Raw genomic sequence first — 17899 nt, forward strand, 5'->3', positions numbered from 1 at the left:
CTGGGTGCTGGAACGCGGTGGCGGCGTCTGAATGGTGGGATCAACGCAGAACGCCACCCAGGGATGGCGTCGATAACGAACGGTCGGTTGCTGATGGGACGAGTCCCGACTCGGTCGAGTCAGTTCGGCGTCCCTTTGAAGTCCTCGACCTGACTCTTCAGCTTCTGGCCGGGGCGAAAAGTCACTACCCGTCGAGCCGAGATGGGGATCTCCTCCCCTGTCTTGGGGTTGCGTCCCGGTCGCTCGCGCTTGTCACGCAAATCGAAATTGCCGAAACCGGACAGCTTCACCTGTTCGTTTTCGCGCAGGCAGGCACGAATCTCCTCGAAGAAAGCCTCGACCATCGACTTCGCCTCTCGCTTGGACAGGCCGAGCTCATCATGCAAATGGTCGGCCAGTTCGGCCTTGGTCAAAGCACCCATGTTCACGTCCTCATGATAGGATCCGCCCCGCCTGCCCGTCTCGAGTGGCTCAGCCACGCAGCTCTGCACCCAGATGCTGACGAGATTCGGTGACGATGGCATCGACCAACTGGTTGATTTCATCGTCATTCAGCGTGCGCGAAGGATGCTGCCAGGTCAAGCCCAGGGCCACGCTCTTGCGCCCTTCCGGCACCCCCTGACCCTGGTAGACATCGAAAAGCCGCGAAGCCACCAGCCAGTCGCCGGCCTGACGATGCAGCGTATCGAGCAGGGACTGGACGGGCAGATGCTCGTCGACCAGGAACGCCAGATCACGCCGCACCTCGGGAAAGCGGGAGAGTGGCGAAAAGGCCGGCACCCGACCCTGGGTCAGGGCATCGAGTCGCACCTCGAAGAGCAGGGCATCGACCTTGAGGCCCAGTTCACCACGCACGGCCGGATGGAGGGTACCGATCCAGCCGGCTTCTTCTCCGCGGTGAAGAAGCCTGGCGCACTGGCCGGGATGCAGTGCCGGGTGCTCACTCGGCTCGAAGCGCCAGGCATCCGCCTCGCCACCCATGGCGAGCAGGCTCTCCAGATCCCCCTTGAGATCGAAGAAATCCACCGACTCCTTTCCGCCGGCCCAGCCTTCGGGCAGGCGGGCACCGCAGACCAGGGCACCAAGCATCGGCGTCTGATGCAGATTATCGAGTTCACCGCGGAACACCAGGCCGGTCTCGAAGAGTCGCACCCGATGCTGCTGACGATTGAGGTTGTACTGCAACGCCCGAACCAGTCCCGGAAAGAGGCTGGCGCGCATCACCGACAGATCGCTGGAGATCGGGTTGGCGAGCACCGGAGAGACCGCCTCGGGCAGCAGTGCGCGTTGCAGCTCGGGGGCGATGAAGCTGTAGGTGACCGCTTCCTGATAGCCACGGGCCACCATCTGCTGACGCAGTCGCGCCAAGGGGGTGCGGGCCTCGTGGTCGGGGCGAAGGGCGAGGCGCGCGGAGGGCCGACGCACCGGCAGGCGATTATAGCCATGAATGCGCGCGACCTCTTCGATCAGGTCTTCCTCGATGGCCATGTCGAAGCGCCAGCTGGGTGCCTCTGCCACCCAGCCATCGGCATCAGCGGTGACGACCGTCCCCAGCCGTTCGAGGATCTCACTGACCTCATCGACGGGCAGGGACTTTCCGAGCGCTTGTTCCAGACGAGCCGCGCGCAGCTGGATGCGGGATCGCGCCGGCAGATGGGAATGACTCGTCACCTCGACCAGGGGACCGGGGGCGCCGCCGGTGATCTCGAGGAGCAGTGCCGTGGCTCGCTCGGCCGCCTCCCGGGGCAGTTCGGGATCGACGCCTCGTTCGAAGCGGTGAGAGGCATCGGTGTGCAACCCGAAGGCCCGCGCCTGGGCGGCCACGGCCAGCGGTGAGAAAAAGGCGGACTCGAGGAAAATATCGCGAGTCTCGGCATTCACACCGGAGTACTCTCCCCCCATGACACCGGCAATCGCCAGCGGGCCGCGCTCGTCGGCGATCACCAGGGTGGCGTCATCCAGGCTGATGGTCTGGCCGTCGAGCAGCACCAGGCGCTCGCCCTCCCGGGCCAGGCGAACGATGACCGTGCCCTGGAGGTTGGCGAGATCGAAGGCATGCAGGGGCTGGCCGAGCTCCAGCATCACATAGTTGGTGACATCGACCACAGGATCGATGGAACGGATACCACTGCGACGCAGCCGCTCGACCATCCACAGCGGCGTCTCGGCGCCGACATCCACCCCTTTGATGAGACGGCCGAGGTAACGCGGGCAGCGCTCGGAGTCCTCGACGCGAACCGGAAAGGACTCGTCATGGCTGGCCGACACCGGCTCGATGACCGGTCCCGTCACCGCCTGGCGATTGAGCACCGCGACTTCCCGCGCCAGGCCCTTGAGGCTGAGGCAATCACCGCGGTTGGGGGTCAGATCCACTTCGATGGTGTGGTCGTCGAGGCCCATGAAGGTACGGAAGTCCCCACCCACCACCGCCGATGGCGGCAGCACGAGGATGCCGGCGGAGGCCTCCTCCTCGAGTCCCAGTTCCGAAGCCGAGCAGATCATCCCCCGCGACTCCTGGCCGCGCAAGTTGGCCTTCTTGATGGTGAAGCCGCCGGGCAGGACGGCACCCACCCGGGCGAAGGGCACCTTCTGCCCGACGGCCACATTCGGCGCGCCGCAGACCACCGGCAGCGTGTCACCGCTGCCGTCGTCGACCCGGCAGACGTTGAGCTTGTCGGCATCGGGATGGGGCTCCTTGCCGACCACCTCAGCCACCACGACCTCGCTGAAGGCGGCGGCTACCGGTTCCACGGCATCCACTTCCAGGCCCGCCATGGTGATCTGGTCGGCCAGGGCCCGGGTCGCGAGGGGGGGAGATACCCAGTCACGCAACCACTGTTCTGAAAATTTCATGACAAATCCTATCGCTGTGGTCTCAGAGCTGTCCATGTCGAGTGAATGTCGGGGCTGATCCGTCGACAGGTCTGCGAGGGGTTGTGTTCTGGAGACGCTCAGGCGAACTGGCGCAGGAAGCGCAGGTCGTTGTCGAAGAACAGCCGCAGGTCATTGACGCCGTAGCGGAGCATGGCCAGCCGCTCGACCCCCATGCCGAAGGCGAAGCCCGTGTAACGTTCGGCATCGATTCCCGAGTGATGAAACACCTCGGGATGCACCATTCCGCAGCCCATCACTTCCAGCCAGCCACCTTGGGAGCAGACCCGACAGCCGTCGCCGCCACACATGACGCACTGGATATCGACCTCGGCAGAAGGCTCGGTGAAGGGGAAGTAGGAGGGCCGGAAGCGCACCGAAAGATCGTCACGCTCGAAGAAGGCATGCAGGAAGTCCTGGATCGTGCCCTTGAGATCGGCAAAGCTCACGTCCTCGTCGACCAGCAGACCCTCGACCTGGTGGAACATCGGCGTATGGGTCAGATCGGAATCGCTGCGATAGACCCGCCCCGGGCAGACGATGCGAAACGGCGGCTCACCGGCCTTCATGGTGCGCACCTGAACCGGAGACGTATGGGTACGCAGCAGTCGAGTCGCATCGAAATAGAAGGTATCCGCCATACCGCGGGCCGGATGATGTGCCGGAATATTGAGCGCCTCGAAGTTGTGGTAGTCATCCTCGATCTCGGGACCGAAGGCCACGTCATAGCCGATTCGGGTGAAGAGTCCCTCGATACGCTCCAGGGTCAGGGTCACCGGGTGCAGGCCACCGGAGGCCTGCCCTCGACCCGGAAGAGTCACGTCGAGACGCTCTGCGGCCAGTCGTGTTTCCAGGGCCGCCTTCTCGAGGGCCCGACGACGTGAATCCAGCTCTTCGGCAAGAGCCTGTTTGGCCTGGTTGATATGCTCCCCGGCCGCCGGACGCTCCTCGGGCGGCAGCTTGCCGAGCCCCTTGAGCAGTGCGGTGATCTCGCCCTTCTTGCCGAGGTAGCGCACCCGCAGCTCCTCCAGGGTGGCGGCCGTGTCCGTCTCCCGGATGGCCCGGCGGGCCTCGGCGACCAATGTGCGAAGGTGGTCCATCCGTTACGCTCCGATTCAGATGCTTGTCATCAAGCTTGGTTGGAAACATGACTTGCCAAAAAAAACGGGGGAAGAGCGGCTGCTCTTCCCCCGTTTGCGACGTCAGCAAGGCGCCGGATGTCCCGGCCCCTGGCGGTCGATGTCACTTACTGGGCAGCCTTGGCCTTCTCGACGATGGCAGCAAAGGCCGCCTTCTCGTTGACGGCCAGATCCGCCAGCACCTTGCGATCGATCTCGATGCCGGCCTTCTTCAAGCCACCCACGAAACGGCTGTAGGACAGGCCATGCTGGCGAGCACCGGCATTGATGCGCTGAATCCACAGGGCCCGGAACTGGCGCTTGCGGTTGCGGCGGTCACGATAGGCATACTGGCCGGCCTTGATGACGGCCTGCTTGGCCACCCGGAAGACACGCGAACGGGCACCATAGTACCCCTTGGCCTGCTTGAGAATCTTCTTGTGACGGCGACGTGCGACGACGCCACGCTTGACACGTACCATAACGTACTCCTGACGATAAGAGGGTCAACCAAGGATTAGAGGTTCGGAAGCATTCGCTGAACCAGCGCCTTGTCGGCACTATGGATCTGCTTCATGCCACGAAGCTGACGCTTACGCTTGGTCGACTTCTTGGTCAGGATATGGCTACGGAACGACTGCTTGTGCTTGAAGCCGTTTGCCGTCTTCTTGAAGCGCTTGGCGGCGCCACTGTTGGTCTTGATCTTCGGCATGAGAAAAGACTCCGCTCGAGGTTTTTAAGAGAACCCGGGGCCAAAGGGCGACAGGCTGTCACCCTCCCGTTAAACTGGCCGTCGGATCACTTTTTCTTGGGGGCAATGATCATGATCATCTGGCGGCCTTCCATCTTCGGGAAGGCCTCCACGGTCCCGATCTCGTCGAGATCGGCGGCGATCCGCTCCATCAGCCGGCGGCCGATGTCCTGGTGTGCCATTTCACGACCGCGAAAGCGCAGCGTGACCTTGCCCTTGTCGCCACCTTCGAGGAAACGCGTCAGGTTCTTCATCTTGACCTGATAGTCACCCACGTCGGTGCCAGGCCGGAATTTCACTTCCTTGACCTGAATCTGCTTCGTCTTCTTCTTCTGGGCAGACTTCTGCTTCTTCTGCTCGAAAACGAACTTGCCGTAATCCATGATCTTGCAGACGATGGGATCGGCGTTGGATATCTGCACGAGGTCCATACCGGCGTTCTCGGCGCGCTCCAGTGCTTCACTGGTGGGCACCACGCCCAGCTGCTCGCCATCGCTGTCGATCAGGCGAACCTGATCGTCGGTAATACGCTCGTTCATGGGGGGGCGCTTGTCTTGAACGCGCCCTCTTGGGTTGCTTCGCTTGATCGTTCCGTCTCCTTAAAACAATTGACGACAGTCGTCAGCCGAGTTCGGTACCCACCTGCTCGATAAACTCATCGACGGTCATGGTGCCGAGGTTTTCGCCGCTTCGCGTCCGCACGGCCACCGAATCGGCCCCGACTTCCTTATCTCCCACCACCAGGAGATAGGGAACTTTCTGCAACGTATGTTCGCGGATTTTAAAGCCGATCTTCTCGTTCCTCAAGTCCGCTTTGACACGCAGACCCACTTTCTGCAAACGCCCCTCCAGGGCCGCTGCATAATCACGCTGAGCATCAGTGATTGTCAGGACCACCGCCTGCTGCGGCGCCAGCCATAGCGGCATGGCACCGGCGTAGTGCTCGATCAGGATCCCGATGAAGCGCTCGAAGGAACCCAGGATGGCCCGATGCAGCATGACCGGCGTCTTGCGAACCCCGTCTTCGTCCACGAACTGGGCACCCAGACGCCCCGGAAGGTTGAAGTCGAGCTGCAGGGTACCACATTGCCAGACACGATTCAGACAATCGCGCAGCGCGAATTCGATCTTTGGCCCGTAGAAGGCCCCCTCCCCCGGCTGGAGTTCCCATTCCAGCCCCGTCGCATCGAGCGCCGCCTCCAGCCCGGCCTCGGCGCGGTCCCAGAGGCCCGGCTCACCCATGAAGCCTTCGGGGCGGGTGGAAAGCTTGAGCTCGACATCATCGAAGCCCAGTTCCCGGTAGACCCTGAGCGTCAGGGCGATGAAGGCTTCAGCCTCGGACTGGATCTGCGTTTCGGTGCAGAAGATATGGGCGTCATCCTGGGTGAAGGCACGCACCCGCATCAGCCCATGCAGGGAACCTGAGGGTTCATTGCGATGACAGCTGCCGAACTCCGCCAGGCGCAGCGGCAGGTCACGATAGCTCTTCAGCCCCTGATTGAACACCTGGACGTGACAGGGGCAGTTCATGGGCTTCACCGCATAGTCGCGCTTCTCCGACTCGGTGGTGAACATCAGTTCGCTGTAATGTCCCCAGTGGCCGGATTTCTTCCACAATGAGAGGTCCACCACCTGGGGCGTCTTGATCTCCTGATAGCCATTGTCGATCTGCACGCGACGCATGTACTGCTCAAGCGCCTGATAGAGGGTCCAGCCATTGGGGTGCCAGAACACCATGCCCGGCGCCTCCTCCTGGAGATGGAAGAGGTCCATTTTCCTGGCCAGCTTGCGGTGATCGCGCTTCTCGGCCTCCTCGAGGCGCTTCACGTAGGCCTTGAGTGCCTTCTTGTCACCCCAGGCGGTGCCATAGAGTCGCGTCAGCATCGGCTTGCTGGCATCACCACGCCAGTAAGCCCCGGCCAGCTTGGTCAACTTGAAGGCCTTGAGATGACGGGTATTGGGCACATGCGGCCCCCGACACATGTCGACGTATTCCTCGTGTCGATAGAGGCGAATCGACTCACCCTCGGGAATCTCGCGAACGATCTCCTGCTTGTAGGGCTCGTCACGATGCAGGAATTCCAGCATCGCCTGATCACGATCGACATAATCACGGATCACGTCGTAGTCGTGATCGATGAGCTCCTTCATGCGTGACTCGATGCGTTCGAGATCCTCCGGCGTCACGGATTCCCCGAAATCGATGTCGTAATAGAAGCCATCATCGATGACCGGCCCGATGGCCATCCTGGCCTCGGGATACAGCTGCTTGACGGCATGACCGATCAGGTGGGCGCAGGAATGACGGATGATATCCAGGCCCTCTTCATCCCTGGCCGTGAGGATGGACACCTCGGCGTCGTGGTCGATCAGGTCGGCGGCATCCACTGGCACGCCGTCGATCTTGCCGGCCACACAGGCCTTGGCAAGACCGGGGCCGATACTCTCGGCCAGTTGCATCACGGTGAGGGGGACGTCGAAGGTTTTCTGGCTGCCGTCAGGCAGGGTCACGATGGGCATGAAGAGTCCTTGTGCACAGTGGTGGCCCATACGAAAGACCACATGTCGCGATGAACGGAAAAAGGAAAAAAACTGCCGCGAAGGGCGATGCCGCTCGCAGCGGGGAGCTACCTTACCAGAATCGCCCCATAGCGCACCACGGTGGACACAAACGAACGGGGGCGCCCGATGGCGCCCCCGTATACCGGCCTAGGCCGGGAGTCAAACGACCGTATTACTGGCCGTTGATTTCCACTCGACGGTTCATGGCACGACCCTGGTCGGTCTCGTTGGTCGCCACCGGACGTTCTTCACCGTAGCCTATGGTACGCATGCGGTCACCGGAGATGCCCTGAGACATCAAGTAGGAACTCACGGAATCGGCACGACGCTGGGAAAGACCCAGGTTGTACTCGTTGCTGCCGACGGCGTCAGTGTGACCCTCGATGTTGACGCGAACGTTGGGGTTCTGGCGCAGGCTGGCTGCCACGTTGTTCAGTACACTTTGCGCTTCGGGCCGCAGCTCGGAGCGGTCGAAAGCGAAGGTGACGTCACTGCTCAGGACCACCGGCTCGAAAGTCGGCACCGGGGCCGGTTCCGGCTCGGGCATGGGTGCGGGCTCAGCGACGGGTTCCGGAGAACGATCGGCACACAGCATGGCTCCGATGGTGGCACCGGCTGTAGTACCGATCGCCGCCCCGGAATCCTCGTCGCTGCTGGTGCCATATCCGATACCACCGCCGATCACACCACCTGCGAGGCCGCAGACAAACGGGCTCCAGCCACGATCAGAGGACGGACTACTGTTCGAAGTCGCGCAGCCGGCAAGACCTAGCGCCAATGCCGAACCGAGTAACAAGCCAGTTGTTGATTTTCTCATTTTAGGTAAATCTCCTTCTCTACGCTAAATTCGAACGCGACACGTCTGAAACGAACCGGTCCTTTAACCAGGAAAGCAGATAATTGCCATCCCGGCCATTTTGGGGGGGCCGATCAAGACAAAACCCTATATCAGTCATTAACGGCCTTAGCATAGTTTGAATGATGAAAAGCCCGGATGCAATCAAGAAGTCGGCAGAAAGACAGTAAAGGGTGAAATAAGTTCCAGGCTCAAGGAATTGGCGTCAATGCAAGCTCTCTGGCCACCGCCGTCTGAATTCCAGCACCGCCCGAGCCGCCTCCATGACCGACTCGCGCAACTCATCCTCGACAACGAAACGCTCTCGATCTTCCTGGGAACGTGCCTTGGGGGTCAGATCGGCCCGTGCCGAGTGGGTATGCAGGTGGCGGGTCCGTTCAAAGACCTCACCGAAGGCGCGAAAGGAGTCACGCTCGCCGAGTTGTGGATCGATGATCTCGAGCAACGCCTTGCAGCGCCAGGCACCCTCGGTGATATCGACCTGACCCTGGACCAGTGAGGAAGCCACCATCTCCAGGTTCTCCAGGCAATTGTCGATGGCCCTTCGATCCTCTTCCTCACGGAAGGCCTGGCGACGGCGGACCTCACGCCACAGAGTGAAAGCGTAGGCGGCGAGGCCGGCGATGATGAGCACACCGAGAACAGCCAGCACCATCAGAGTCGTAGTCGTCATGGCAGAGAACACCGTACAAGAACTGTACAACCATCATACAGCACAGGAACGGCTAACCGAAACCGACAAGGTCACACGCAAACCCGGGATTTCAGTCGAGTGCCGAACCAAGCACTAACCAGGCCCAGCCATGGGAATAATGGTCCAGCAGCAGGACGCCGAAGACACCGAGGATATAGCGAATCGAGAACCAGAACGCCGCCAGGGGAGCCTCGGGGTCCCGCCCCCGCCATACTCGCCAGTTCCAGATCATGAAACGAATATTCAACGCCATCACGCCCACCAGGTAGACCGCCCCACTCATGCCGATGACGAAAGGCATCAGGGTGACGGCGACGGTGAGCCAGCCATAGAGCCAGACCTGGAGTCGAGTGAAGGCCTCACCGTGGGTCACCGGCAACATCGGGATACCCGCCCGGGCATACTCGTCTCGCTTGTGGATCGCCAATGCCCAGAAATGCGGGGGCGTCCAGGCAAAGATGATCAGCAACAGCAGCAACGGTTCGGGACCCAGTTGACCGGTCACCGCCGTCCAGCCCAGGAGAGGGGGCGCCGCACCGGCGACACCGCCGATCACGATATTCTGGGGCGTCGCGCGCTTGAGAAAGGTCGTGTAGATCAGGGCGTAGCCGATCAGCGAACCGAGCGTCAGCCAGGCCGTCAGAGCATTGACCTGCCACAGGAGCAGACCGATTCCCGTCACCGAGAGAAGCGTGGCCCAGCCCAGCGCCAAGGCGGTCGGCATGCGCTGGGTCGCCAGGGGGCGCCGAGACGTACGCAGCATCATGGCATCCAGGCGGCGATCCACCACATGGTTATAAGCAGCGGCCCCGCCGGCCGCCAGACCGATACCCACCAGCCCGAAGACCACGACAGACGGAGACGGCAATACCGGGCTCGCCAGGGCCATGCCCACCAAGGAACAGACCAGCATGACCACCACGACCCTGGGCTTGCAGAGAGTCAAGAGGTCACGCCAGCCCCATTGCGTCTGATCCACGGATTCCATGCGGTCGACCTCAGCGTTAGACATGCCCCCACTCCTTCTTATCCTGCCGTGTCTCACCTTGCGGATACGTTTCCTGGTGTTGTGGTCTTGCGGACCGAATCGAGGATTCGCGCCAGTGCCAGACGGCCATTGCCAGGGTAGCCACCATCGCCACCGCGCCCGCGGTATGCAACAACGCCAGCCAGAGTGGCAACCACATCAGCACATTGGCGATGCCGATTCCGAGCTGCACAGAATACACGCCGAGCAGGCCACCAAGCCAGGGGCGCAACCCTGGTTCCTTCCAATGACGCCAGGCCAGCAGCACCAGGACCAGGCCGAGCAGGAAGGCGCCCAGGCGATGACCGAAATGTATCGCCGTTCGCGCATCGGCGTGCAACTGGCCATGCAGGTAGTTGGGTCCCACCGTCTGGGTCAGATGAAAGCCCTCGCTCCAGTCCATGGTCGGCCACCACTGACCATTGCAGGTCGGGAAGCCCTGACAGGCGATCCCCGCATAGTTGCTCGACACCCAGCCACCCAGGGCCAACTGCAAAACCAGCAGGACGACGGCCAGACACCAGAGAGGCGACAAGGCCCGACGAGGTGCCGGTATCCCACCCAACGTCAGGTCACCCGCCTTGAAGCGCCGCAAGCGCAGGTGCAACCAGAGAAACAGCAGCATAACCGAGAGCCCGCCCAGCAGATGCAGGGTAACGACCTGGGGCCAGAGCTTCAGGGTCACGGTGAAGGCGCCGAAGCCCCCCTGGATCAAGATGACACCCAGCAAGGCCAGACTGACCTTCCAGGGAAACCCCGGGAAGCGACGCAGTGGCGCACCGCAGACGACCAGGGAAATCACCAGCAGGCCCAGGGTGGAGGCCACATAACGGTGGATCATCTCAACCCAGGCCTTGAAGCTCTCCAGGGGCGCGTCGGGAGTATGGAAGGCGGCACGTTCGGCATCCGGCACAACCATACGGCCGTAGCAGCCGGGCCAGTCGGGGCATCCGAGGCCGGCATCCACCAGACGAGTCCAGGCCCCGATCAGGATCACCACCATGGTGAACAGGAACCCGACCAGGCTCAGGGTCAACAACAGCGTCAGGCGACGGCCCGGATCAATCCGGAAAGAGGCCTGTGAGGAAGACATCATCTCTGGTGCAGTCAACGCCTGGCCACCTCTCTACCGACATGCACCGGAGCCTCCGGATTAATGCGCAACAAGCGATTGACATCGGCCAGGACGTCCTCGGCATCGACCTCGACCGAATAGGACAGGACCACTCTTCCGCGAGGGTCGAGGATCCATACCTGACCCGGCTGCTGCCAATCGGGGCGTGTTGACCACTGGGTCACCATCTCCCCCGGCAGGGTGTCCGATGACCCACCGATTCTCAAGCGGCTCACTCGCGGGGCCTCGCGACCCAGGGCACGATGCACGCGCCACCACTGATCGGCCATGACCTCACAGTTGCTGGAACAGTCGAAGGCCAGTATCCAGTCGCCCGTATCCAGGGCATCGTTGGGCCCTGCGACAGGCCACTCGGACAGGGAGGGCAGGTCCGGGGCGAGTTGACCATGGGCGGTACGCTCGTCCGGAATGCCGATGCGCCAGGTCACCATGACCCAGGCCACCAACATCGGCAAGGCGAAGACCGCGATCAGGGCCAGCAACTTGACCCTGGAATGGCGTACCTCAGGTGTGCGAGAAGCAGTCATCGGGATGTCTCTCGAGATTGGGGTGCCGACTTGCGTTTATCTTGGGCATTGTCGAGTTTACGTCCACCGATCAGCATCACCAGCAGGGCGGCAAGCGCCAGCCCCCACCACTGAACGGCATAGCCGAGATGACGGCTGGGCGGCATGACACTGGGTTGCCACCAGGCATCAAGGGCGCCCTCGCCGTCCTCGAGATGCAACCAGCCCGGGTGGGCGAAATCCTGCTCCCAGGCCTCCAGGACAATCCCCTGCAAGCGCTGCCCCTCGCGGTTGGGACCGAATAGCGGTGGCTGGTCTCCCGCGACTTGCCAGGCTCCCTTCAGGGTCACGCTGCCCTCGGGCGTCTCGACCCTTGGCGTCTCCCTGCTGGGCCCTGTTGCCAGAAACCCCCGGTCCACCAGCCAGACACGACCATCGTCACCTCGCAGGGGAGTCAGCACCGCTACCCCCAGACGACCGTCGAGGGTGCGATTGTCCAGGAAGAGGGTCTGGTCGGCCAGATATTCTCCACTCAGGGTCAGGTGCGTTCCCTCGGGGGGCGCGTCACGTGGGGCCGTAAGCTCGGGTGCGGCATCGAGTCGCGCCAGGTAATCGCGCTTCTCCCCGGCTCGATCCCATTGCCACAGGCCCAGGAAGACACCCAGAACCACCAGCGGAAGCCAGAGACTCCACCACAGCCATTGGCGAGGACGCCCAGATCGGGCATCCTGCCTGTCATCACCATACGAGGAGTCACCCATGTTACTGAAAATCCTGATTGCCGTCGTCTTCCTGGCCATGGTAACCAGCCTGGCGGCGGGCGCGGGGTTCCTGCTGCGAGACGGTGGACAGTCCCGCCGCGTGCTGATCTCGCTGAAGGTTCGCATCGCCCTGGGCGTCACCCTGCTGGGCCTGCTCCTGTACGGCTTCTATCTGGGCGACCTCGCCGCCTGATGACGGCGCTAGAAGACGTAGACGAAGATGAAGAGCCCGATCCACACCACGTCCACGAAGTGCCAGTACCAGGAAGCCGCTTCGAACCCGAAGTGATCCTCTCCGGAGAAGTGACCCTTGAGGATGCGCACCAGAATGCTGGCCAGGATGATGGTCCCGATGATCACGTGCAACCCGTGGAAGCCCGTTAACATGAAGAAGGTCGCGCCATAGATGCCGGTCTGCAGGGTGATGCCGTAGTGGGTATAGGCCGCGTAGTACTCGACCCCCTGAACAGAGATGAAGAGCGCGCCCAACAGGACAGTAACGGCAAGCCAGTTTCGGGCGACCGTGCGCAGCCCTTCCTTGAGCGCCTCGTGAGAGACCGTCAGGGTGATGCTCGACGTCACCAGGATCAGGGTATTCACCAGGGGGAGATGCCACGGGCTGAGCGTTTGCCGAGGACCCGAGATGGAAGGATCCGGGGGTGACATCAGCGGCCAGCTGGCACTGAAGTCGGGCCACAAGAGTGCGGCGACGCCCTTGGCGCCCTCCCCGTCCAGCCAGGGCAAGGCGAAGGTCCGCACATAAAAGAGCGCGCCGAAGAAGGCGGCGAAGAACATCACTTCCGAGAAGATGAACCAGCCCATCCCCCAGCGGAAGGAACGGTCCACCTGGGCATCATAGAGGCCCTGGCGAGACTCCCTGATCACATCGCGGAACCAGAACGCCATGACCGCGAGGATTCCCAGCAATCCGAGGACCATCACAGGGGCGCCGGCGGAACCATGGACAATCAGTGTCCCGGTACCAACCATCATCACGCCAAGTGCGACGGATGCCAGGATCGGCCACTTGCTGCTCGCCGGAACGTAATAGGTGCCACCACTCATGCCTCATCTCCTTTGCCGTCAGTCACCTTGGCCTGGAGAGGCGCATTGTTGTGGGTGACCGGATACAGGGTATAGACCAGGGTTACGGTATTGACCTCGGGGGGCAGATCGCGGGTCAACTGGAACACCAGCGGCAGCTCCAGGCTTTCCCCCGCCTGCAGGTTCTGTTCTTCGAAACAGAAACAATTGATCTTGCGCAGGTGCTTCGAGGCAATCGACGGCGAAACACTGGGTACCGCGCGCCCCCAATTCGACTCGTCACCCTGGTTATGGAAGGTGAAATTGATTTCATTGCTCTGGCCGGGATAGACCCTGACCTGTCGAGTCTCTACTTCCATCCGCCAGGGAAGACCGGAACTGCCTCGCGTGATGAACTGGACCGTGATCATCCGTGATTCGTCCATCGCCTCATTGACCAGTGCTGCGCGCTAGTATTCACCTTGCCATTGAGCCCCGTCACCTGACAGAAGACGTCGTACAGCGGCACCAGGGGAAGGCGAAGGCAAACATGCCGACCAGGGCCGCCACGGTACGGGTGACGGTTCGCTTCACGCCAGGGTTGGCCGACCGCTGATCAGGATCATCTTGCATCATCTAGCATCATCTAGCACTCCATTCAGGGGGCCGGACACCCGGCGGTCAGTATCAAGACCACCGGGGTCCGAATTGCACCACATCAATGCGACCGATGCTGGAAGGTCGGCGGCGTCTCGAAGGTATGCAGCGGTGCCGGGCTCGGCACTGACCACTCGAGATCCTCGGCCCCCTCCCAGGCTTTCGCCGGCGCCTTCTCGCCGCCCCGCACGCACTTGATGACCACCAGCACGAAGAGCAGCTGAGAGGTACCGAACAGGAAGCCGCCGATACTCGAGGCCATGTTGAAGTCGGCAAACTGCAGCGCATAGTCGGGAATACGCCGAGGCATCCCCGCCAGACCCGAGAAGTGCATCGGGAAGAAGGTCAGGTTCACCCCGACGACCGACAACCAGAAGTGCCACTGGGACAGCTTCAGGTTGGGGTAGTGACCGGTCCACTTGGGCAGCCAGTAATAGGCACCGGCGAGGATCGCGAAGAGCGATCCGGGAACCAGCACATAGTGGAAGTGCGCCACCACGAAATAGGTATCGTGATACTGGAAGTCCGCCGGGGCGATGGCCAGCATCAAACCGGAGAAGCCGCCGATGGTGAACTGCACCACGAAGGCCAGGGCAAACAGCATCGGTGGCTCGAAGGTGATCGAGCCACGGAACAGGGTCGCGATCCAGTTGAAGATCTTCACCCCGGTGGGCACGGCGATGAGCATGGTGGTGTACATGAAGAACAGCTCGGCGACCAGCGGCAACCCCACCAGGAACATGTGATGCGCCCAGACCAGGAAAGACAGCAGCGCGATCGCGGCCGTAGCGTAGACCATGGAGGGATAGCCGAAGAGCCGCTTGCGAGCGAAGGTCGGGATGATCGCCGAGACGATACCGAAGGCCGGCAGGATCATGATGTAGACCTCGGGATGCCCGAAGAACCAGAAGAGGTGCTGGAAGAGTACCGGATCACCACCCCCGGCGGCATTGAAGAAGCTGGTGCCGAAGTTGATGTCCATCAACATCATGGTGACCACCCCGGCCAGTACCGGCATGACCGCAATCAGCAGGAAGGCGGTGATCAACCAGGTCCAGACGAACAGCGGCATGTCCATCATGCGCATCCCCGGGGCCCGCAGGTTGAGGATCGTGGTGATGATGTTGATGGCGCCCAGGATCGAGCTGATACCCGCGATGTGCAGGGAAAGGATGAAGAAGGTGGTCGAGGGTGGCGCATAGGTGGTCGACAGGGGCGCGTAGAAGGTCCAGCCGAAGTTCGGGCCACCGCCCGGCATCAACAAGGTGGAAAGCAGCAGCGTGAAGCCGATGGGCAACAACCAGAAGCTGAAATTGTTGAGGCGTGGCAAGGCCATGTCCGGCGCACCGATCTGCAGCGGAATCATCCAGTTGGCCAGCCCCACGAAGGCCGGCATGATCGCCCCGAAGACCATGATCAGGCCATGCATGGTAGTCATCTGGTTGAAGAACTCGGGCTGCACCAACTGCAGGCCGGGCTGGAACAGCTCGGCACGCACCACCAGCGCAAAGATCCCGCCGATGAAGAACATGGTCAAGGACAAGATCAGATAGAGAGTGCCGATCTCCTTGTGGTTGGTGGTCAGCAGCCAGCGCATGATGCCGCGCGGCCGGGCGTGCTCGGCATCGGCCATGCCACCGGCGGTGGCCGTGCTGTGCTCGACGGGATGATGTGGGGGCAATTTGGGCGCCATCGGTAATCTCCCTGAAACTGTCGTCGTTGTAATCGATTAAGGCGTATGGTCGCGGCAGCGTTACTGCGACAACTTCTCGGCAATTTCCGAAGGCTGCACCGCATCCTCGGTATCATTACCCCAGGCGTTACGGGAATAGGTGACGACCGCCGCGATCTCCACCGGGTTCAGTGTGCTTCGGAACGCCGGCATCGCGGCCCCGGAGACACCATTGATGACCCTGTTGATGTGCCAATCGACATCATTGATCAACTGCTCGTTACCGGCCAGGGCCGGGAAGGCGGGAGGCGCACCCTGTCCTTCGGCCTGGTGACAGGACGCACAGATGCTGCCATAGACACTCTCGCCGCGCTCCATCAACTCGGCGAGTTCCCACTCGCGATCGACCCCCATGGCTTCCTGCTCGGCAGCCGCCTTGCGATCGACCATCCAGTCGTCGAAGGCATCCTCTTCCATGGCATGCACGACGATGGGCATGAAGCCGTGATTTATGCCACACAGCTCGGCACACTGCCCGCGGTAGATGCCGGGTTCATTGATGCGCACCCAGTTTTCGTTGACGAAGCCAGGGATGGTGTCCTGCTTGACGGCGAGGTCCGGCACCCACCAGGAATGAATGACATCATCGGACGTGAAGAGGAAACGGACCTTACGATTGACGGGCAGCACCAGCGGCTCGTCGACCTCGAGCAGGTAGTTCTCGCCACGTTCCTCCTCGCCACGGATCTGGGCACGTGGTGTGCTGAGATTGGACGTAAAGGCCACATCCTCGCCGAGGTATTCGTAATGCCAACGCCACTGCTGACCGGTGATCATCACATCCAGCTCGGCGTCGGAGGCATCATACATCTGCTTGAGCGTGGCGGTAGCCGGGACAGCCATGGCGATCAGGATCAGCATCGGGATCACCGTCCAGAGCACTTCGACGGTGGTATTCTCATGGAAATTGGCCGCCTCGGCGCCCTTCGAACGGCGGAAGCGGAACAGGGCATAGAACATCACCCCGAACACCACCACCCCGATGACCACACAGATCCAGAAGATGATCATGTGCAGGGAATAGATCTCGCCACTGACGTCAGTCACCCCCCTGGGCATGTTCCAGCCATTGGCCATGGCGAGTGGAGCCACCAGGGCGATGATCAAGCCCACCACCCACACGAACGACGTGCGCATCGACGCCTCCTCAGTCAGGTTGTTTTTTTGCATCTCGGCACCAGTTAGACCCATCAACTGCCACAAGAAGGCCACAGCACAAAAAACAAGATTCGCAGCGATTATTCAATATTATCCACGAATTAGTCGATTATAAAAGGCTTTCCATCAAAATTACCCGGGCCATCACGCCAGGCCGCAAACGCAAGCGTCAACGTTCATCGAGCCGCCATGGTGGCCACTACGGCCACCAGCCCGATCAGTACCAGCGTCATGATGATCCCCACGATGATGAAACTGGCCGGCTTGCCGGACTCGAAATCCTCGCGACGGCGGTCCTCCTTCTGAACACCCAGAAAGGCGGCCAGTACCGATTTCACGACCTTCCACGGACCCATGGTTCCTCTCCATCCTGTCCATCGACAACCTGCTTCATACAAAGGGGCTTCGCCGGCGACTTCCTCTGCCGGACCCAGTCTCTTGACCAACATCAAACCAACCCGAAATGGCACCTCGAAGACGACTCGAAAGACACGCATCTTGCCTATACTTTGTTCAGAAAGCTTCCACTCACCGACACGCCCCATTTTCCAGGCACAGGAGGTCGATCATGGCCACACATAAATCATCAACTGCCAACCCTGCCCCGGCGGCCACCCAACCCATGATGGAGTGGTGGCAAACCCAATGGCGCAGGAACGCGGTGCCCATGGCTCGCGTGCAACTGGCCTGGATGGAAAGCATCGCCGAGGCCATGTACTTCGAGGCCCAGGTCCTCAAGGCCATCGCCGAGAGCAACCAGCGACTGGCCGGCTGCTTCCAGGGTGAAGACGCGCCCTGCACACCACAGGAGTTCCAGGCATCCTACCAGCAGCTCATTCAGGATGTCACCGACGCTCAGATGGAACGCCTCCAGAAAGCCACTGAACTCTCCATGGACTTTCGCAGACAGGTCTGGGAAGAAATCTGACCCGCTAACTCTAAACCACTATGGCCTCTAAACCACCATAGCGCCCCACGGGGCGCCGTGAATGCTATCCGGCCATCCTCCCAGCCCGAGCAGCGGCGTCAGGAACGGCAACAGATCAAA

General features: G+C 61.5%; 20 protein-coding genes. 2 read left to right on the forward strand and 18 right to left on the reverse strand.

The window, feature by feature from the left end; translation table 11 throughout:
* Positions 1–119 precede the first annotated feature (119 nt).
* The 13 genes from ACESMD_RS02410 to ACESMD_RS02470 all read right to left on the reverse strand — a co-directional run bounded on the left by ACESMD_RS02410 (position 120) and on the right by ACESMD_RS02470 (position 12281).
* A complete protein-coding gene (locus ACESMD_RS02410) occupies positions 120–551 on the reverse strand; it encodes an integration host factor subunit alpha (protein WP_372610000.1) in 432 nt (143 codons plus the stop codon).
* A complete protein-coding gene (gene pheT, locus ACESMD_RS02415; RefSeq protein ID WP_372610002.1) occupies positions 472–2853 on the reverse strand; it encodes a phenylalanine--tRNA ligase subunit beta in 2382 nt (793 codons plus the stop codon). The genes ACESMD_RS02410 and pheT overlap by 80 nt, the downstream gene beginning before the upstream one ends.
* Before the next feature lie 98 nt (positions 2854–2951).
* The gene (gene pheS, locus ACESMD_RS02420; protein ID WP_372610004.1) at positions 2952–3971 is read right to left on the reverse strand and encodes a phenylalanine--tRNA ligase subunit alpha; all 1020 of its coding nucleotides are present in this window, start codon (positions 3969–3971) and stop codon (positions 2952–2954) included.
* 146 nt (positions 3972–4117) lie between these two features.
* Positions 4118–4471, reverse strand: a complete 354-nt coding sequence (gene rplT, locus ACESMD_RS02425) for a 50S ribosomal protein L20 (RefSeq protein WP_372610006.1) — start codon at positions 4469–4471, stop codon at positions 4118–4120.
* 35 nt (positions 4472–4506) lie between these two features.
* Positions 4507–4701, reverse strand: a complete 195-nt coding sequence (gene rpmI, locus ACESMD_RS02430; RefSeq protein WP_372610008.1) for a 50S ribosomal protein L35 — start codon at positions 4699–4701, stop codon at positions 4507–4509.
* Positions 4702–4787: 86 nt separating this feature from the next.
* On the reverse strand, positions 4788–5327 hold the full coding sequence (gene infC, locus ACESMD_RS02435) for a translation initiation factor IF-3 (RefSeq protein WP_372610038.1): 540 nt from the start codon (positions 5325–5327) through the stop codon (positions 4788–4790).
* Positions 5328–5361: 34 nt separating this feature from the next.
* A complete protein-coding gene (thrS, locus tag ACESMD_RS02440; protein ID WP_372610010.1) occupies positions 5362–7260 on the reverse strand; it encodes a threonine--tRNA ligase in 1899 nt (632 codons plus the stop codon).
* 214 nt (positions 7261–7474) lie between these two features.
* Positions 7475–7987, reverse strand: coding sequence for an OmpA family protein (locus tag ACESMD_RS02445; RefSeq protein ID WP_372610012.1), 513 nt, complete (start codon positions 7985–7987; stop codon positions 7475–7477).
* Positions 7988–8363: 376 nt separating this feature from the next.
* Complete coding sequence (locus ACESMD_RS02450; protein ID WP_372610014.1) at positions 8364–8831, reverse strand: DUF2489 domain-containing protein; 468 nt, start codon at positions 8829–8831, stop codon at positions 8364–8366.
* A gap of 91 nt (positions 8832–8922) precedes the next feature.
* Positions 8923–9864, reverse strand: coding sequence for a heme o synthase (gene cyoE, locus ACESMD_RS02455; RefSeq protein WP_372610016.1), 942 nt, complete (start codon positions 9862–9864; stop codon positions 8923–8925).
* Positions 9857–10975 carry a heme A synthase gene (locus ACESMD_RS02460; protein WP_372610018.1) on the reverse strand — a complete coding sequence of 373 codons (1119 nt, stop codon included), beginning with the start codon at positions 10973–10975 and terminating at the stop codon, positions 9857–9859. Before ACESMD_RS02460 ends, cyoE begins: the two co-directional genes overlap by 8 nt.
* Before the next feature lie 11 nt (positions 10976–10986).
* Positions 10987–11541: a hypothetical protein gene (locus ACESMD_RS02465; protein ID WP_372610020.1), complete on the reverse strand. Its 555-nt coding sequence runs from the start codon at positions 11539–11541 to the stop codon at positions 10987–10989.
* Positions 11538–12281 (reverse strand): SURF1 family protein, encoded by a 744-nt coding sequence (locus ACESMD_RS02470; RefSeq protein WP_372610022.1) that lies wholly within the window; start codon positions 12279–12281, stop codon positions 11538–11540. Before ACESMD_RS02470 ends, ACESMD_RS02465 begins: the two co-directional genes overlap by 4 nt.
* On the opposite strand from ACESMD_RS02470, the gene ACESMD_RS02475 reads away from it, so the two are divergent.
* Complete coding sequence (locus tag ACESMD_RS02475) at positions 12280–12474, forward strand: DUF2909 family protein (protein WP_372610024.1); 195 nt, start codon at positions 12280–12282, stop codon at positions 12472–12474. The two genes, ACESMD_RS02470 and ACESMD_RS02475, sit on opposite strands and share 2 nt — an antisense overlap.
* A gap of 8 nt (positions 12475–12482) precedes the next feature.
* On the opposite strand, the gene ACESMD_RS02480 is transcribed toward ACESMD_RS02475, so the two are convergent.
* The 5 genes from ACESMD_RS02480 to ACESMD_RS02500 all read right to left on the reverse strand — a co-directional run bounded on the left by ACESMD_RS02480 (position 12483) and on the right by ACESMD_RS02500 (position 17207).
* Positions 12483–13346 (reverse strand): cytochrome c oxidase subunit 3, encoded by an 864-nt coding sequence (locus ACESMD_RS02480; RefSeq protein ID WP_372610026.1) that lies wholly within the window; start codon positions 13344–13346, stop codon positions 12483–12485.
* Positions 13343–13735: a cytochrome c oxidase assembly protein gene (locus ACESMD_RS02485; protein WP_372610028.1), complete on the reverse strand. Its 393-nt coding sequence runs from the start codon at positions 13733–13735 to the stop codon at positions 13343–13345. The genes ACESMD_RS02480 and ACESMD_RS02485 overlap by 4 nt, the downstream gene beginning before the upstream one ends.
* Before the next feature lie 287 nt (positions 13736–14022).
* Complete coding sequence (gene ctaD / locus ACESMD_RS02490) at positions 14023–15654, reverse strand: cytochrome c oxidase subunit I (RefSeq protein WP_372610030.1); 1632 nt, start codon at positions 15652–15654, stop codon at positions 14023–14025.
* A 60-nt stretch (positions 15655–15714) separates the two neighbouring features.
* Positions 15715–16830 (reverse strand): cytochrome c oxidase subunit II, encoded by a 1116-nt coding sequence (gene coxB, locus ACESMD_RS02495; protein ID WP_372610032.1) that lies wholly within the window; start codon positions 16828–16830, stop codon positions 15715–15717.
* A 197-nt stretch (positions 16831–17027) separates the two neighbouring features.
* Entirely contained in the window at positions 17028–17207 is a 180-nt protein-coding gene (locus tag ACESMD_RS02500; protein WP_372610034.1) for a DUF2970 domain-containing protein, read from the reverse strand.
* 212 nt (positions 17208–17419) lie between these two features.
* Here ACESMD_RS02500 and ACESMD_RS02505 point away from each other — a divergent pair, with 212 nt between their 5' ends.
* Positions 17420–17779: a hypothetical protein gene (locus tag ACESMD_RS02505; protein ID WP_372610036.1), complete on the forward strand. Its 360-nt coding sequence runs from the start codon at positions 17420–17422 to the stop codon at positions 17777–17779.
* Positions 17780–17899 lie beyond the last annotated feature (120 nt).

This window comes from Halomonas sp. (assembly GCF_041689495.1).
In the GTDB taxonomy this organism is placed as follows: Bacteria; Pseudomonadota; Gammaproteobacteria; order Pseudomonadales; family Halomonadaceae; genus Halomonas.

Bases quoted from the DNA above. Each gene is read 5' to 3' on its own strand.
- ACESMD_RS02410 (WP_372610000.1), bottom strand. From the start codon at position 551: ATGACGATGAAATCAACCAGTTGGTCGATGCCATCGTCACCGAATCTC.
- pheT (WP_372610002.1), bottom strand. From the start codon at position 2,853: ATGAAATTTTCAGAACAGTGGTTGCGTGACTGGGTATCTCCCCCCCTC.
- pheS (WP_372610004.1), bottom strand. From the start codon at position 3,971: ATGGACCACCTTCGCACATTGGTCGCCGAGGCCCGCCGGGCCATCCGG.
- rplT (WP_372610006.1), bottom strand. From the start codon at position 4,471: ATGGTACGTGTCAAGCGTGGCGTCGTCGCACGTCGCCGTCACAAGAAG.
- rpmI (WP_372610008.1), bottom strand. From the start codon at position 4,701: ATGCCGAAGATCAAGACCAACAGTGGCGCCGCCAAGCGCTTCAAGAAG.
- thrS (WP_372610010.1), bottom strand. From the start codon at position 7,260: ATGCCCATCGTGACCCTGCCTGACGGCAGCCAGAAAACCTTCGACGTC.
- ACESMD_RS02450 (WP_372610014.1), bottom strand. From the start codon at position 8,831: ATGACGACTACGACTCTGATGGTGCTGGCTGTTCTCGGTGTGCTCATC.
- cyoE (WP_372610016.1), bottom strand. From the start codon at position 9,864: ATGTCTAACGCTGAGGTCGACCGCATGGAATCCGTGGATCAGACGCAA.
- ACESMD_RS02460 (WP_372610018.1), bottom strand. From the start codon at position 10,975: ATGATGTCTTCCTCACAGGCCTCTTTCCGGATTGATCCGGGCCGTCGC.
- ACESMD_RS02465 (WP_372610020.1), bottom strand. From the start codon at position 11,541: ATGACTGCTTCTCGCACACCTGAGGTACGCCATTCCAGGGTCAAGTTG.
- ACESMD_RS02475 (WP_372610024.1), top strand. From the start codon at position 12,280: ATGTTACTGAAAATCCTGATTGCCGTCGTCTTCCTGGCCATGGTAACC.
- ACESMD_RS02470 (WP_372610022.1), bottom strand. From the start codon at position 12,281: ATGGGTGACTCCTCGTATGGTGATGACAGGCAGGATGCCCGATCTGGG.
- ACESMD_RS02480 (WP_372610026.1), bottom strand. From the start codon at position 13,346: ATGAGTGGTGGCACCTATTACGTTCCGGCGAGCAGCAAGTGGCCGATC.
- ACESMD_RS02485 (WP_372610028.1), bottom strand. From the start codon at position 13,735: ATGATCACGGTCCAGTTCATCACGCGAGGCAGTTCCGGTCTTCCCTGG.
- ctaD (WP_372610030.1), bottom strand. From the start codon at position 15,654: ATGGCGCCCAAATTGCCCCCACATCATCCCGTCGAGCACAGCACGGCC.
- coxB (WP_372610032.1), bottom strand. From the start codon at position 16,830: ATGCGCACGTCGTTCGTGTGGGTGGTGGGCTTGATCATCGCCCTGGTG.
- ACESMD_RS02500 (WP_372610034.1), bottom strand. From the start codon at position 17,207: ATGGGTCCGTGGAAGGTCGTGAAATCGGTACTGGCCGCCTTTCTGGGT.
- ACESMD_RS02505 (WP_372610036.1), top strand. From the start codon at position 17,420: ATGGCCACACATAAATCATCAACTGCCAACCCTGCCCCGGCGGCCACC.